Consider the following 16,229-nt stretch of genomic DNA (forward strand, 5'->3'; position numbering starts at 1 on the left):
AATTCTAAAATGAAGCTTTGATTTTTCCCAGTCCCTATTTTTGACGAATCTGCATGAGGAGGTTTTGGGGAGGGGGCATTTGGGGGAATTCGGGGAATTAGTTTTAAAGGCGGGAGTTTTGAGGTTGGGGGAGTTAGGGAAATTGCCTCAAAGGCAGGAGTTTTAAGGTTTGAGGAGTTAGGGAATTTGCTTTAAAGGCGGAATGTTCACCTGGAGTTTTAAGGTTTGATAAGTCAGGGAATTTGCTTCAAATGCGGAATGTTCACCTGGGTTTTAAGGTTTGATAAGTCAGGGAATTTGCCACGAAGCCGGCCGCAGGCCCCTGATTTTAACACGTTTTGCCGAAGGCAAAAATCCCTATAATAGTATAAAAGATTAATATCAGTTCCTATTGATATTTACCTTAACTTTAGCATAGTATTAGGAATACTTTAAGAAAATGGGTCGCTCATCATCCGCATTCTTCATTCTTATCATGCTATGCCTCTTTAGTCGTGTAGGGGTTAATGCCCAGACCAGACATGGTCTGGATAGTATTCCTGTAAGCGCTATAGTAATTGATGGCGACACCATTCCCAGTATCACTCTCCGCCTTGTAGAAGTTACCGATAAATTGCCGAAGAAGTTCCGTAAGCAACGCGAAGCCTGGACACGGCTGCGCAATGCTGTTTATGTTACGTATCCTTATGCAGTACAGGCTTCCCGGATACTTAAAGATGTGAACAGCAGGCTGGCGACCTTGCATGACAAAAAGGACCGCAAAGCTTATTTGGCGGGTGTAGAGAAGCAGATGAAGGCGCAGTTTGGGGATAAGCTGGAGAATTTGTCTATCTACCAGGGGCGGATATTAATGAAGTTGATTAATAGGCAGACCGGTCAGAACTGTTATGAGATAATTAAAGAGTTAAAGGGTGGGTTTTCTGCACGTATGTGGCAGACGGTGGCATTTTTCTTTGGGGGGAATCTGAAAAGTGAATATGATTATGATGAGGATAAGGATATTGAGGCGATAGTGCAGGAGATAGAGATTTATAGGGGTTCCAGGGCGTATAATTAGTGGTTGTGAGGGCCGGGGTTATGATTAGGTGGAAGGTTCCCGGTTTGTGATTAAGAGGTTGTGGAGGACCCGGTTTGTGTTTAAGAGGTTGTGGAGGACCCGGTTTGTGATTAAGAGGTTGTGGAAGACCTGGTTTATGATTAAGGTTATGGCTCCCTATTTATAATTAACAAGACATTGAAGCGGCGGTTGCCGCTTTTTTTATACCTTTCCGACATGCAATTCAGACTTATATTAGGGTGCCTCCTGCTTTTGAGTGGGGTAACTATGGCCCAGGACGGTACATTGTTTATTGTTGACAGCGTTGAAGCGACAAATGGCCTTCAGCTATCTCCCGACCAGATTGCCTTTATTAATGTGGTAAAAAGTCCGACTTTACAGGCTAAGTATGGTGCCAAAGCGGCGAATGGTATTATTTATATTGAATCAAAGCCATTTGCACGTAAGCGTTATAACCGTTTATTTGCCAGTGTATCGCCGGCTTTTGAGGCAGCTATTAAGAAATATGGGGATGATAGTAAATTTCAATATGTGTTGAATAGTCTTAAGATAGATTCGAGTTCTGTCAATTTGCTGGCGGCGCTGGATAGCGGTACTATTGCGAATATTGAGGTGATTAATGCAGCTGCGTTGAAGAAGAGATATGAGGTAAGGGATAAAAAGGTGGGTATTATCATTACAGGGAAATGATGTTTGGGGGGATTTGGGAAGGGGAACACTCTCTCTGTTAGGTTATGGAAGGAAACTCATATTTCCATTAAGACGGATGTTTTTCTCCATTAGGCTATATTTGCACCCGAAAGGAAAGAATTCACGATGAAATTAGACATATTAGCAATAGTCGCGCATCCCGATGATGTAGAATTGGCTTGTGCGGGTACACTTATGGTACATGCAGCACAGGGAATGAAAGTAGGTGTACTGGATCTGACAAAAGGAGAATTGGGTACCCGGGGTACCCCTGAAACCCGCGCAGCAGAAGCTGCAGATTCCGCCAAAATAATGGGACTGGATGTAAGAGAAAACCTGGGATTGCCCGATGGCTTTTTCAGAAATGACACAGAAGAGCAATTACAACTGATCGCTATGATCAGGAAATACCGTCCGGATATTGTACTGACTAATGCCCGTGAGGACCGGCACCCGGATCATGGTCGTGCGGCGGTACTGGTGGCAGATAGTTGCTTTCTGTCTGGCTTACGGAAAATAGAAACGACACTGGAAGGACAATCACAGGAAGCCTGGCGCCCAAAACAGGTATTTCATTTCCTGCAGAATAAAATAGAAAACCCTGATTTCGTGGTAGATATTTCTGCTGTTATAGAACGGAAGAAGGAAGCTATCAGGAGTTTTAAGACACAATTTTTGGCCCCGGCGGCGGATAATGAGCCAGCCACTTATATTTCTTCACCTGCGTTTTTTGAGAATATCATTAGCCGTGACAGGTTATTTGGCCAGATGGTAGGGGTGGATTATGCAGAAGGGTTTACGACAGCTAAAGTGCTGGGTATCAGTAGTTTTAAAGACATTATCGGAAATGTAACCTGAGGTGTGGGTAGGTAATATTGGGGGGATTATGATGGCAATAATGCTGGAAGGATCTTTTGGGTCGTATCTAAGATGCCGAAAATATAACCTGCCGTTGTAGATCGGATTGTGGAACTGTGGTATCACAAACACACTATTCCTTTGCCATATATAAATGACGAAGGAACAGTTATTTTATATCGAAAAAAGATTGGAATAATTAAGGGCAATAAAGACCTGCTTCCCGAAAATGGGAATCGTAATGGTATGAGTACGGTACACCGTTGCCCTTCAAACATTAGATGAACAGATCTTGAGTGGCATCAAATTCATCATGTTTACTGAAACTGTTTTTAATGAACGGAATCAGAGCAAGGCCTATCGTAATGATCACTAAAAGTACATTTTTCGCTTTCATATCCTGTCGTTTTTGAATTATAGATGAGTATACTTATATAACTAAATAACGTGCCAAAAAGTTACGTATCCTTTCGAAAAACGTTAAGATTGTATTAAACAGGGGAGAAAGTGAAACAAAAAATCGCACTGGATGGAGATTGGGAGTATATAGACTTTTTCAATAACCTATTAGGAAAAATCTATTTGACTAATTATGAATAGACGATGACCTTTGCACCGGAAATTTTTTACCACAGGAAGAAATAGTAACCAATAATATAAATAATCATCAAGCACATGAAGAATGCAACTTTATCTCTGGGTGCCCAGTTCCCTGAGTTTAAGAAAACGGCAGTAGTATCTATCGAGAAAGGTAAAGAGTTCTACGAACTGACTTCTGAGGAGCTGAAAGCTTCCGGCAAGTGGTTAGTAATGTTCTGGTGGCCAAAAGATTTCACTTTCGTATGTCCTACCGAAATAGCTGAGTTCAACAAAGCTTACCAGGATTTCGTAGACCGTGATGCAATCCTGATCGGTGCTTCTACTGACAGTGAGTTCGTACACGCAGCATGGAGAAGAGATCACGAAGATCTGCGTGGTCTGCAGTTCCCAATGCTTGCTGACACCAGCAAATCTCTGGCTACAGAATTAGGCATCCTGGAAGAAAATGAAAAAGTTGCTTACCGTGCTACTTTCATCGTTGATCCTCAAGGTATTGTACGTTGGGTGTCCCTGTATGATCTGAATGTAGGCCGTAATGTGAAGGAAGTACTGCGCGTACTGGATGCATTGCAGACAGACGAGCTGTGCCCTTGTAACTGGGAAAAAGGTCAGGCTACCCTGAATGCATAATCTTTTTTATTTCGAGGTCCATAGTCAGCAGTCCTGTAAAGGCAGTCCGGCTATGGACTTTTTCTTACAAGCCCTGAAAGACGATAGACTCGAAACGCTCATTAAAGGGAGTCTGGCTATAGACTTTTTCTTACCCGTAACTTTATAATATTATATATGTTCGCAACATCCAACCAGGATACAGCTGTGCAGTTGCTGCAGGCAGTGGGATTGACAGAGAGTGCATTGTCTACCCGTTTACATGCGCTGGCAAATTCAGACGCAAGGTATCTGAAAGATTTGAAGATAAACGTGACTAACGGTTTGAATTCCAGTAATTTAACCAAAAAGGAGGCTTACCTGATCGGGTTGTCAGTAGCAGTGAATGAGAAGCATGCGGAGCTGCAGGCGGCGTTTGAAAAGCTGGCGGTAGCAGAAGGTGCGAATGACAAGGAAGTGGCAGAAGTGATCAGTTGTACAAGTCTGCTGGTGGCTAATAATGTATATTACCGTTTCCGTCATTTTGTGAAAAAAGAGTTCTATACCACCCAGCCTGCAGGGATCCGTATGAGTATTATGGCGAACCCGGTTTTAGGAAAAGAATTCTTCGAATTGGTAAGTTTGGTAGTTTCTGCTTTGAACGGATGTGAAATGTGTGTATCTTCGCACGAAGAAGCACTGATAAAACACGGCACCACCCAAAACCGTATCTTGGATGCAGTTAGGCTGGGCGCGGTTTTGAGAAGTTTAATCGTGTTACTGTAAGTGATAGGTTTCTTACCGGGGAAGATCTTACCGGAAGAACAATAATCCTGAAATTCGTCATTGCCATGGGCATTTCGGAGGGATGAATGGCCTGCCGACAGTTAATGTGGATAAATTTTTCGAGGTGCGGAAGTCTGGTTAAATACTGTTGTAAAACAGGACGGGGCTGACCATCGAAGGTAGCCGGGATTGCCTGCCATAAGGCTGTACCGGAAATGCCGGCTGAAGAGGAAAGCTAAAAAGTACTGCCACAAGCATTTAAATTGACTGGGTAGAGGGCGACTCCCCGAAAGAGGAAAGCTAAAGAAATACTACCGCAGGCATTTGAATTGACCGGGCAGATAGCACCCTCGAAAGAGGAAAGCTAAGAAGTACTGCCACAAGGCAGTCATTTAATCAGGCTTTTGAGGTGTGGATAATTAATATTTATTTGCATGAAGTGCTTGTAAATCATTGACATCCACCGCTTAATGTTGTAAAACATCAACAACAAAATACTTTTATTCATTCATCACGGAGTGTAATAGTTTGCAAATTCAAAATAATTTGCGACTTTTGCAGTCCAAAATTTTTCTATCATGGCAAGAGTATGTCAGGTGACAGGAAAGAAGCCTATTACGGGTCACCATGTTTCCTTCTCTAACATTAAGACTAAGAGAAGATTTCTGCCTAACCTGCAGAAAAAACGTTTTTTCCTGGCGGAAGAAGATCGCTGGATATCTTTGAAAGTTTCTGCTGATGCGTTAAGAACCATCAACAAAAACGGTTTGTATGCAGTAGTTAAAGAATTGCGTGCAGCTGGACAAACAATCTAATCGTAAGCATTCAACTTAATTTGTATACAAAATGGCAAAAAAAGGTAACAGGGTGCAGGTAATACTGGAATGCACAGAACACAAAAATTCTGGTCTGCCAGGTACTTCCCGCTACATCAGCACCAAGAATAAAAAGAATACTCCTGAGCGTCTGGAGTTGAAAAAGTACAATCCGATTTTAAGGAAAGTAACTGTACACAAAGAAATCAAATAATTGATCGTTAATGTTGGTAGTTAATCGTTTATCCTATTGATGCGATTGGCAATTAACTGGGTAAATTTTTGACAATTCACTTAACTTTTAAGTAAAAAATATTATGGCAAAAGCAGCTTCCAAGAACGCGAAAGTAAAAGATGCTAAAGCAGCCGCTGAATCCAAGGTTTGGACTAAGGTAATCAAGGCGGTACGTTCTCCGAAAACTGGTGCATATACCTTTAAAGAGGCTATCGTGCACAAGGATAAGGTTCAGGAGTACATGGCTAAGTAATTCGGCTTTACAACTATATTTAAAGCTGTCCCGTTCAGAAACGGGGCAGCTTTTTTGCTTTAATAGAGTATGGACTTATTTGTAGTTTGCCGGTATGCCTATGGCATCAGTAAACTATAGCGGTAAGGATGGCCTGCGGCCGGCTTTTAAAGTCGAAGGAGTTACCATTTTATTACCCAGCTCCGCATTTTTCTGTAAATTGGCGCTGTAATTAATATTTCATCCACATTTGTTCAGTCCGTCGCGGCAAAAAACAGACAGCTATGAGTTTTTTCAATAAGCTCTTTTCAAGAGAAAAGAAGGAAAGCCTGGATCAGGGATTACAAAAGACAAAGGAAAGTTTCTTAAGCAAGATTGGCCGTGCCATAGCCGGAAAATCTTCCGTTGATACTGAAGTGCTCGATAACCTCGAAGAAGCACTTGTATCTGCGGACGTAGGTGTGGATACGACCGTACAGATCATAGACAGAATCGAAAAGAGAGTATCTAAAGACAAATACCTGGGTACCGGTGAACTGAACAAGATCCTGCAGGAAGAAATAGCCAGTCTGCTGGTAGACGCCCCGGATAGCGGTTTCCGTGATTTCGATACCCCTGCCGGCAAAAAGCCTTATGTAATTATGGTGGTAGGCGTGAATGGGGTAGGTAAAACTACCACCATTGGCAAACTCGCTTACAATTTCAAAAAAGCAGGCAAATCAGTACTGCTTGGTGCGGCAGATACCTTCCGTGCAGCGGCAGTAGACCAGCTTACCATCTGGAGCGAACGCGTAGGTGTACCTATCGTAAAGCAATCTATGGGTTCTGACCCGGGAGCAGTCGCTTTCGATACCGTACAGAGCGGTGCTGCAAAAGATGTAGATGTGATCATCATCGATACCGCCGGCCGCCTGCACAACAAAGCGCACCTGATGGATGAGCTGAGCAAGATCAAGCGTGTAATGAAGAAAGTACTGCCCGAAGCGCCACATGAAGTACTGTTGGTACTGGATGGCTCTACGGGTCAGAATGCGCTGGAACAGGCGAAACACTTTACCGCTGCTACCGAAGTAACGGCCCTGGCCATCACCAAACTGGATGGTACCGCTAAAGGAGGTGTGGTGCTTGCCATCGCGAATCAATTTAAAATTCCTGTTAAATATATTGGTATCGGCGAAAAGATGGAGGATTTACAGGTTTTCAGCAAAGAAGAGTTTGTAGATTCTTTGTTCAGTATAAATGGCTGATTTTGAATATAAATGTATGGGAGCCCTGCAAGCAATTGCGGGGCTTTTTAATAAAAGGAATGAGAAGATGGGCAATGCTCCGGGAGGAAAAAGCGATCGGGGCCAAAAGCTGTTTTGTTCAGGAATATAGGTATTTCTCCCGAAGGTAAAGGCGATTGGGGGCAAAACCTGTTCTGATACAGGAATATGTGCTTTTCCCCTAAGCCCCAAACAACCGGAACCGCCGCCATTTAAATTGTAATTTCCCGCAATACGTTCACTAAATAGCCGTTTATACATAAATGGGAATTGACAATTCGTAATTAATTAATTACCTTTGCAATTCTTTGAACAAATTATAACCCCCACTAAGGCTCATAGTCACTAAACAGCAAGTCTCGCTGTTCTCTTCGGTTTCGTGTCTGGATGTCTTCGTGGCGGTAATCAGACAAGCCATCTGCTTGTTTGCCCGATAAAAAATTATTCGCGCTTGAAGACAAAAACTTTAAAGAAAGATAAGGTTAACATTATTACACTTGGATGTTCCAAGAACATGGTAGATTCTGAGGTGCTCAGCGGGCAGCTGCTTGCCAATGAAATAGATGTGGTGCACGAAAGTGCTAAAAAAGATCACAATATCGTAGTGGTAAACACCTGCGGGTTTATCGACAAAGCAAAAGAGGAATCCATCAATACCATCCTTGAACAGGTAGAACTGAAACAAGACGGCCGTCTTGACAAAGTGTACGTGACTGGCTGTCTCAGTGAACGTTACCGTGGTGATCTTGAATCAGAAATTCCCGGTGTGGATGCCTGGTTTGGCACCATGGAACTACCGCTCATTCTCAAGAAATTTGACGCTGATTATAAAGCAGAACTGCTTGGTGAACGATTGCTGAGTACTCCTACACATTACGCCTATCTGAAAATAGCAGAAGGCTGTAACCGTACCTGCTCTTTCTGCGCAATCCCGCTCATGCGCGGCACACATGTGTCCAAACCTATTGAGGCGATTGTAACAGAGGCAGAGAAACTGGTGAATTCCGGTGTGAAGGAAATCATGCTCATTGCACAGGAACTGACCTACTATGGTCTGGATCTTTATAAGCAACGTAAACTGGCAGATTTATTGCGTGCATTGGCGAATGTGAAAGGGTTGGAGTGGATTCGCCTGCACTATGCTTACCCGCACAAGTTCCCAATGGAAATATTGGATGTAATGAAGGAGTTCCCGAATATCTGTAATTACATCGATATGCCCCTGCAGCATGCGGCAGACAATATGCTGAAGGCCATGAAACGCCAGATCACCCGCGTGGAAATGGAAGAACTCGTGACAGCTATCAGGGGAAAAGTACCTGGCATTGCGCTCCGTACCACACTGATCACCGGTTTCCCCGGCGAAACACTGGAAGATGTGGAAGAACTCAAAGCCTTCCTCGAAAAGATGCGTTTCGACAGGGTAGGGGTCTTTACCTACAGCCATGAAGAAGGTACCAGCGCTTATGACCTGGAAGATAATATCCCGGCAGAAGAAAAAGAACGCAGAGCCCAGGAGATCATGGAAGTACAACAGGAAATCTCCCTTGAGAAAAACCAGGAGATGGTTGGAAAGATCTTCCGCGTGATTGTCGACAAGAGAGAATCAGGCCGTTATCTGGCACGTACCGAATTTGATTCAGTAGAGGTAGATAATGAAGTGATCATTAACACTACTAAACGCCTGAAACCCGGTGAATTTGTCAATGTAAGAATTACAAAGGCTTACGATTATGACCTGGAAGGTGAGCTTGTATAAGTACGCAGGTATAATGGCGTAAGTTTTGTTCGCAGACACAATTGTAAAAGTAACCCAGTGCATAGAATTCGCTGGGATAATATACCAGGGCTCCCGACGGAGCCTGATCAAAGCAAATCAATGACAACATTTGAAACATTAGGCTTACAAGAGCCCATTTTGAAAGGAATCCAGGACCTCGGATTCGTAGCGCCTACACCAATACAGGAAAAAGCTATTCCTGTTCTATTGGGCGGAGATAGAGACTTCGTAGGCTTAGCCCAGACGGGCACAGGTAAAACGGCAGCATTTGGCCTGCCTTTGTTACAGCAGATTGATATTAAACAGCGTCACCCTCAGGGGCTCATATTATGCCCTACCCGTGAACTGTGCCTGCAAATCACCAATGACCTGAAGAACTTCAGCAAGCACCTGGGTGATGTAAGCATCGTAGCGGTATATGGCGGTTCCAGCATTGTACAGCAATTGCGCGACCTGAAGAGAGGCGTACACATCGTGGTAGCTACTCCCGGTCGTTTGCTGGATATCATTGACCGTAAAGCGGTTAATTTCTCAAACGTACGTTATGTAGTACTGGACGAAGCAGATGAAATGCTGAACATGGGTTTCCAGGAAGACATCAACAGTATTCTCTCCAACACTCCTGAAGAGAAAACCACCTGGTTGTTCTCCGCTACTATGCCCCAGGAAGTACGCCGTATCGCACAGAAATATATGAGCGATCCGTTCGAACTGACTGTAGGTAACAAAAACAGCGGTAATGCCAACATCGAGCACGAATACTATGTGGTGCGTCCGCGCGAAAAATATGCGGCCCTGAAACGTATCGTGGATTTCAACCCTGAGATCTTCGGTATCATCTTCACCCGTACTAAAATAGAATCACAGGAAATAGCTGAATCACTGATCCGCGATGGTTACAATGCCGATGCACTGCACGGTGACCTGACCCAGCAACAGCGTGATAAAGTGATGAAGCGCTTCCGCGAAAAATCACTGCAGGTACTGGTAGCAACTGACGTTGCTGCACGTGGTATCGACGTTGACAACGTAACCCACGTTATCAACTACGAACTGCCTGACGATGTAGAAAACTACACCCACCGTTCCGGTCGTACCGCACGTGCCGGTAAATCAGGTGTATCTATCGCCATCATCAGCAGCCGCGACATCGGTAAGATCCGCCAGATTGAGCGTGTGATCGGTAAGAAATTTGTGAAAGCGGAAGTACCAGATGGTTTTGCAGTATGTGAAAAACAACTGTTTGGCCTGGTACACAAAGTGCACGCTGTAACAGTAAACGAAGAGCAGATTGAACCATACCTGGAACGTATATATGAAGAGTTCCAGCATATGAGCAAAGAAGAGATCATCAAGCGTTTTGCTTCACTGGAGTTCAACCAGTTCCTGGAATACTACCAGGATGCACCTGATCTGAACGTGAAGGAAGAAAGACGTACTTTCGAAGGTGGTGCTGAGCGCCGTGGTACAGGCAAGTTTACCCGTCTGTTCATCAACCTGGGTTCAGTAGACGACTTTACCCGTGGCGATATGCTGCGCTACCTGTGCGATACCAGTGGCGTGCGTGGAAACAAGATTGGCCGTATTGACCTGAAAGGTGTTTACTCCTTCTTTGAAGTAGAGAACGATGTAGTAGATAAATTCCAGGAGACATTCAAGAAAGCGGAGTACAATGGTCGCAGCGTAAGAATTGAAATGTCGCAGGATGGTGATCGTCGCAGAAGCGGAGGTCCGGGTGGCGGAAGCCGTAACCGTGAAGACGGTGGTGGCAGACGTCGTTGGGAAGGTAGCGGCAGCGGATCTGGTTCCCGCCCCGGATTTAAGAAGAGATATTAATCGGCTCCATAAATTTTGGAAATCCCGTCTTGTGTAATAGCGAGACGGGATTTTTTTATTATGGCCGGATAGTTGATGATATGATTACTATTGGGTCTCCAAGTGTAAAATTTGAACTATCTTGTATCCACAGCCCTTTCCCGGTTTATGACAAAAAACAACACGCATCAATTACAGCCAGTAGAGCCCTTCTCACTCTTTTCTGAGCAAGACATTACATTGTTTCAGGAGGGTCGGCATCCGCACCTGTATGAAAAATTTGGTTCTCATCATACCACCTTTCAGGGGGTAAGTGGTACGTATTTCGCCGTTTGGGCGCCTAATGCAACTTACCTGTCCGTGATAGGGGACTTTAATGACTGGGATCAGCATCGTCACCATTTGTATCCACGTTGGGACAAATCGGGGATATGGGAGGGATTTATTCCGCTGGTGGAACGGGGCGTACGATATAAGTATTTCATCCGGTCCAATTCAGGCGAAGAGCTCCGCAAAGGCGACCCGTATGCCAACTACTGGGAGCTGCGGCCCAAAACCGCTTCTATCACCTGGGAGCTGGAATACAAGTGGAACGACAGCGAATGGATGCAGACCCGCAGTCAGCACAACAGTCTGCAAAGTCCGTATTCCGTATACGAGGTACACCTGGGTAGCTGGCAGCGGCCGGACCCGGATAACCACGAGGTTTTTTACAATTACGGCGAAATAGCCGCGAAATTGATCCCATATGTAAAGGAAATGGGTTTTACCCATGTGGAACTGATGCCGGTAATGGAGCACCCTTTTGACGGCTCCTGGGGGTATCAGGGTACAGGGTATTATGCCCCGACTTCGAGATATGGTACGCCGCAGGAATTCATGGCATTTATAGATGCATTTCACCAGGAAGGGATCGGGGTGATACTGGATTGGGTGCCTTCGCATTTTCCATATGATGAGCATGGGTTGTTCCGTTTTGATGGTAGTCATGCGTATGAATATGCCGATATGCGGAAAGGATTTCATCCTGACTGGAATAGCTACATCTTCAATTATGCACGGCATGAGGTGCGGTCTTTTTTATTGAGCAACGCCGTGTTCTGGTTAGATAAATTTCATGCAGACGGGTTACGTGTGGATGCGGTAGCATCTATGATCCATTTGAACTATTCGCGCGAGGCCGGAACGTGGGAACCGAATGAGCATGGGGGAGAGGAGAACCTGGAAGCGATTGCTTTTCTGAAGAATATGAATGCAACCATTTATTCACTCTTTCCGGATGTGCAGACAATTGCCGAGGAGTCTACTTCATTTTATGGGGTGTCAAGACCGGTGTTTATGGGTGGACTGGGATTTGGAATGAAATGGATGATGGGATGGATGAATGATACGCTGGCATATTTTAAGCGGGATCCTTATTACAGGAAGTTTCACCAGGACCAGCTGACATTTAGTATAGCATATGCATTTACGGAGAATTTTATGTTGCCACTGAGTCATGACGAAGTGGTGCACGGAAAGTCACCCATGCTGTACAAGATGCCGGGCGATGACTGGCAGAAATTTGCGAACCTGCGATTGATGTATAGTTATATGTTTACGCATCCGGGTACGAAGTTGTTATTTATGGGGGATGAGTTTGGGCAAACGTCGGAGTGGAATTATAAATCACAGCTGGACTGGCATTTGATGAAACATGTGTCACATCAGGGTTTGAAGGCGTTTGTAAAGGCATTGAATCATTTGTATAAAACGGAGCCGGCATTGTACATCAAGCAGTTTGAGTATTACGGATTTGAGTGGGTGAATGTGTCGGATTATGATAACAGTGTGCTGGCATACATGAGAAAAGGAATGCATCCATCGGAGGATGTATTGGTGGTATTGAATATGACGCCGGTGCCGAGAGAGAATTATTTACTGGCAGTGAGTGAGGCAGGCAGCTGGAAGGAGATTTTGAACAGTGATGCGGAAGAGTTTTTTGGCAGTGGGGTAATCAATACAGCAGTGGTAAAAGCGAAGGAGCAGGCGTATAATGGGAAGGAGTATACCTTGTTATTGAGGTTACCGCCATTGGGTGCGGCGATATTTAAAAAGGTTTAATTATTTCAGGAAAAGTTTACAATAGATTAATAAGCAGTCCTTTCCTTTGGGAAGGACTTTTTTTTGGATCAATCTTTGCGACAAAATACCTGAATTCCGCGATGAATCCCCAACGAGAAGAGTACTAAATTGCACACAGATTAAAAACCATTCTTCGTAAAAAATTGACTAATAGTTTATTGTGAGGTGTATGTAAAATAATTATACTCTGTTAAACTTTTGTTTATTTTTTCGATCTAAAGTTAGCTTACTGATAGCAGTAATAAATCATGCACATCTGTAGTAGGCTAAATCTTTATTATTAAACCAAAAAAACCATTCTTTTATGAGGACCTATCTCCGCACTTCCGGATGGGGGCTAGCCACGTTAGTATTGTTGGCAGTAGTCGTGTATTCCTGTAAAAAGGATAACTCCAGTTCATCCACAGGCCTCGGTGCTAACCAACAAAGACTGAACATCTTCCTGGCAGATGATCCAGGTAGCCGCTTTGACAATGTATTTCTGGACATCAAATCCGTACAGGTACTGATTGATACCTGTGATGGTGAAAATGGAAAAGGCAAAGGTAACAGCAATGGTGGTGACGACGACTGGGGCAGCGATTACAACCGTTGTCACTGGGGCGAAGATAAAAATGACCGTGATGATTCCTGCAAAGTATGGGATTCTCTGGCACTTTCTCCAGGTGTATACGATGTACTCACCCTGCGTAACGGTGCCGATACTTTACTCTCTGAAGGTGTAGTGCCTGTAGGTAAGGTAAGGAGAATTCAGATCAACCTGGGCGACAACAGCTACGTTGTAAAAGACAGCGTACAGTATCCGCTGAAGGCTTTGAATGGCCAGGTGAAACTGGTTGTAAGTATCCGTCCTGAAGAATGGGAAGAATACCAGAGTGGTAATTACCGCCTGTGGCTGGACTTCGACGTAGATCGTTCCATCGTTCAGACTGGTAATGGTAAGTTCATACTGCGCCCGGTAATCCATGTATTCCTGGTATCTGAAACAGGTAGTATTTCTGGTAAAGTAACTCCTTATGAGGCTTACCCGGTACTGACTGTATACAATGATACAGATACCGCTTATGCATTACCATGGAGAAGTGGTGAGTGGAAGATCAGGGGGTTGAACACAGGTACTTACAATGTGTATGTGAATGCATCTAATGGATATGCTGATACAACGATTACCGGTGTTAAGATTGAGACCGGTAAGAATACATCGGTAGACGCAATCGTACTGCATAAGTAAGATAGAAAAAGGATATAAGGACTAAGACACACAATCATAAAATGAGAGGCTATATCGTTATTGATATAGCCTCTCTTCGTTTATAGCGGAAAGGCCCGTCTTAACCAGATATGTTAAAAATTACTAACTTGTACAAAATATTACTGAATGAGAAAACTCCTCGTATTTTCTGTACTACAACTGTTATGCTTTATTGTCTATTCGCAGGGCTTCACGATTAAACTCAACAAAAAAGATGACCAGAAACGCAAGCAGGGCGAATGGTCTGAAGAAGTTCCTGCCATCCGTGGCGAAGACGGCTACACCTGGGAAGGCTCTTATGTAGACGACCGCAAAGAAGGCATCTGGAAAAAATACGCCCCATCGGGTGCAATAATTGCCGAGGAAACTTTCAAACACAATGTGCTGAATGGACCTGCCCGTTATTTTTACCTGAATGGCCTGGTAAGTGCAGAAGGTAATTTTGTGGCCAAAGACATTGACGATACGGTAGAAAGCTACCGGGTGATCGATCCTGTGACCCAGGAGGAAAAATTCGAAGAAATCAAAAGAAGCGCGTCCTCACTTCGGGATGGCCTTTGGAAAATTTACGACGAAGATGGGAATATGGTAAAAGAATATTACAAAAGGGGAGAGCCGGTAAGTGCGGAGGAACTGGATACAATTACCAATAAAGTACCGAAAAAACTCCCACCTCAACCAGCTCAGTTGCCGCACCAGGCAGGGACTAAAAAGCACTAATCATTTTTCCTGCTCAGCGCACCTTCCCAACCAGGGTGCCGGAAGAAAGCACGATTATTAAACCAGGCAACCCAACAGGTCACAACTACTACTGCTTCAAACGAACCAGCTGTTACGTCTTCAAAAAAATGCTGGCTGAGGTACATCCTGGAATAGGCTACCAGTACTGCCAGCAGAAAGTAAATATAACCATACCACCTGCGGGGACTAATGAAGGTCAGCACCACTGCGCTGGTGAATGCGCATACGGTATGTCCTGAAGGGAAACTGAAATGATTCGAGAGCACTTCTACATCCGGTACGTAATAAATGGCATGGGGAGAATCGGTGAAATACAATTTAGGTCTTGGTGCGCCCACGATATATTTCAGGGGGAAATTTATAAGACTGGTCAGCAGGTAACTGCTGGCCAGCAATAAGCTAGCGCGATAATTGACGAAAAGTAAGATCAACACTAATGAAATGGCAGTAGTGGCTCCACCCATTTCGGTGGCATATCGGAAGAATACATCTCCTGCAGGGAAGTGTAACCCATTAATAAAAAAGTAAATTTCTTCTCTGGTGAAAATTATCTTGAGGGTGAGGGCAATAACGAATAAAACAGAATAGGGAATGAGGAAGGACTGTAGTCGGCTAATAATAGATTTCATAATAGGGATAAAAGTAATGAAAAATACTAATAGGAATACCGGGTGCCACTAATTGTGGAATTTCTCCCTCATATAAAAAAAAGGAATTACCGCAATGTGTAATCCACATTTCAGGCAATTCCTCTTTGGAAATAACTTCAAAGACTTTCAGGTTAAACCGTTATTCAGCGTCCTGCTGTTGCTGTGCTTTTTTTCTTTTATTGTGCGCTGCTTCTCCGCCTTTCTTACCTATTTCGGCCATATGCTGTCTGTTCCGGCTTACTGCTACACCGCCTTTACGGCCGGCTTCGCGTGCTTCAGCAGAATTAAACTCATGAGCAACCCCCTGTGCATGTGCAGCACGACCACCCTTGCTGGCTATCGCACGCTGCATGGATGCATCCATGGAGGCAAAACCACGTTTATCTTTCCGGCTTGGAGTTTCTGATCTGGGTTTGTCTTCTGCTTCAGAATTGTGACTCTGGTGAGCATTACTTCCATGTTGCTCATGTCCATGATTGTGCTCGTGCGAATGCTCCCTTTCGAGTTGAGTGAAGTGATTGTTTTGTTCTGCAGCCATAAGAAATGAATTTTGAAAGGTTTAATAATGGGTTCCGTTTAACATCAAAACATAATCTCTGCCAAAGGAGGCACAACTATTATGCCGCGTATTTATAACCCATTGTATTACAGTATTACGCATACTATTTCATCCTACAACACGGGCAGAAGCGTGGAGGATGCTTAACAATATGTAGCGAATCTGCCCTTATTCTAAACAAT

The 16,229-nt window shown here is 44.1% G+C and carries 16 protein-coding genes; 14 read left to right on the plus strand and 2 right to left on the minus strand.

Translation table 11 applies throughout. From position 1 onward, the window contains the following. The first annotated feature begins 439 nt into the window (after positions 1 to 439). The 14 genes from ABDW16_RS27655 to ABDW16_RS27720 all read left to right on the plus strand — a co-directional run bounded on the left by ABDW16_RS27655 (position 440) and on the right by ABDW16_RS27720 (position 14,817). Positions 440 to 1,057, plus strand: a complete 618-nt coding sequence (locus ABDW16_RS27655; RefSeq protein ID WP_343674327.1) for a DUF4294 domain-containing protein — start codon at positions 440 to 442, stop codon at positions 1,055 to 1,057. Positions 1,058 to 1,273: 216 nt separating this feature from the next. Beyond that, complete coding sequence (locus tag ABDW16_RS27660; protein WP_343674329.1) at positions 1,274 to 1,747, plus strand: hypothetical protein; 474 nt, start codon at positions 1,274 to 1,276, stop codon at positions 1,745 to 1,747. Positions 1,748 to 1,873: 126 nt separating this feature from the next. Then, complete coding sequence (gene bshB1, locus ABDW16_RS27665; protein WP_343674331.1) at positions 1,874 to 2,605, plus strand: bacillithiol biosynthesis deacetylase BshB1; 732 nt, start codon at positions 1,874 to 1,876, stop codon at positions 2,603 to 2,605. 675 nt (positions 2,606 to 3,280) lie between these two features. Beyond that, positions 3,281 to 3,835: a peroxiredoxin gene (locus tag ABDW16_RS27670; RefSeq protein WP_072357215.1), complete on the plus strand. Its 555-nt coding sequence runs from the start codon at positions 3,281 to 3,283 to the stop codon at positions 3,833 to 3,835. Positions 3,836 to 3,991: 156 nt separating this feature from the next. Beyond that, positions 3,992 to 4,579: a carboxymuconolactone decarboxylase family protein gene (locus tag ABDW16_RS27675; RefSeq protein ID WP_343674336.1), complete on the plus strand. Its 588-nt coding sequence runs from the start codon at positions 3,992 to 3,994 to the stop codon at positions 4,577 to 4,579. A 578-nt stretch (positions 4,580 to 5,157) separates the two neighbouring features. Then, on the plus strand, positions 5,158 to 5,394 hold the full coding sequence (gene rpmB, locus ABDW16_RS27680) for a 50S ribosomal protein L28 (RefSeq protein WP_072357217.1): 237 nt from the start codon (positions 5,158 to 5,160) through the stop codon (positions 5,392 to 5,394). A gap of 31 nt (positions 5,395 to 5,425) precedes the next feature. Continuing rightward, complete coding sequence (gene rpmG, locus ABDW16_RS27685; RefSeq protein ID WP_343674337.1) at positions 5,426 to 5,608, plus strand: 50S ribosomal protein L33; 183 nt, start codon at positions 5,426 to 5,428, stop codon at positions 5,606 to 5,608. A gap of 103 nt (positions 5,609 to 5,711) precedes the next feature. Beyond that, on the plus strand, positions 5,712 to 5,882 hold the full coding sequence (locus ABDW16_RS27690; protein WP_343674339.1) for a DUF4295 family protein: 171 nt from the start codon (positions 5,712 to 5,714) through the stop codon (positions 5,880 to 5,882). A gap of 263 nt (positions 5,883 to 6,145) precedes the next feature. Beyond that, entirely contained in the window at positions 6,146 to 7,108 is a 963-nt protein-coding gene (ftsY, locus tag ABDW16_RS27695; RefSeq protein ID WP_343674341.1) for a signal recognition particle-docking protein FtsY, read from the plus strand. A 469-nt stretch (positions 7,109 to 7,577) separates the two neighbouring features. Further along, positions 7,578 to 8,885, plus strand: coding sequence for a 30S ribosomal protein S12 methylthiotransferase RimO (gene rimO / locus ABDW16_RS27700; protein ID WP_343674342.1), 1,308 nt, complete (start codon positions 7,578 to 7,580; stop codon positions 8,883 to 8,885). Positions 8,886 to 9,005: 120 nt separating this feature from the next. Then, positions 9,006 to 10,742, plus strand: coding sequence for a DEAD/DEAH box helicase (locus ABDW16_RS27705; RefSeq protein ID WP_343674344.1), 1,737 nt, complete (start codon positions 9,006 to 9,008; stop codon positions 10,740 to 10,742). Between the two features lie 147 nt (positions 10,743 to 10,889). Further along, on the plus strand, positions 10,890 to 12,824 hold the full coding sequence (glgB, locus tag ABDW16_RS27710) for a 1,4-alpha-glucan branching protein GlgB (protein WP_343674345.1): 1,935 nt from the start codon (positions 10,890 to 10,892) through the stop codon (positions 12,822 to 12,824). Between the two features lie 325 nt (positions 12,825 to 13,149). Further along, positions 13,150 to 14,076, plus strand: a complete 927-nt coding sequence (locus ABDW16_RS27715) for a DUF4382 domain-containing protein (RefSeq protein ID WP_343674347.1) — start codon at positions 13,150 to 13,152, stop codon at positions 14,074 to 14,076. A gap of 147 nt (positions 14,077 to 14,223) precedes the next feature. Continuing rightward, on the plus strand, positions 14,224 to 14,817 hold the full coding sequence (locus ABDW16_RS27720) for a hypothetical protein (protein ID WP_343674348.1): 594 nt from the start codon (positions 14,224 to 14,226) through the stop codon (positions 14,815 to 14,817). Here the strand turns inward: ABDW16_RS27720 and ABDW16_RS27725 are convergent. Both ABDW16_RS27725 and ABDW16_RS27730 read right to left on the minus strand, forming a co-directional pair. After that, complete coding sequence (locus ABDW16_RS27725) at positions 14,814 to 15,467, minus strand: phosphatase PAP2 family protein (protein ID WP_343674349.1); 654 nt, start codon at positions 15,465 to 15,467, stop codon at positions 14,814 to 14,816. The genes ABDW16_RS27720 and ABDW16_RS27725 overlap by 4 nt on opposite strands. Before the next feature lie 160 nt (positions 15,468 to 15,627). Then, a complete protein-coding gene (locus ABDW16_RS27730) occupies positions 15,628 to 16,026 on the minus strand; it encodes a KGG domain-containing protein (protein ID WP_343674351.1) in 399 nt (132 codons plus the stop codon). Positions 16,027 to 16,229: the final 203 nt, after the last annotated feature.

Origin of the sequence: Chitinophaga sp. (assembly GCF_039596135.1) — a bacterium.
GTDB lineage: Bacteria > Bacteroidota > Bacteroidia > Chitinophagales > Chitinophagaceae > Chitinophaga.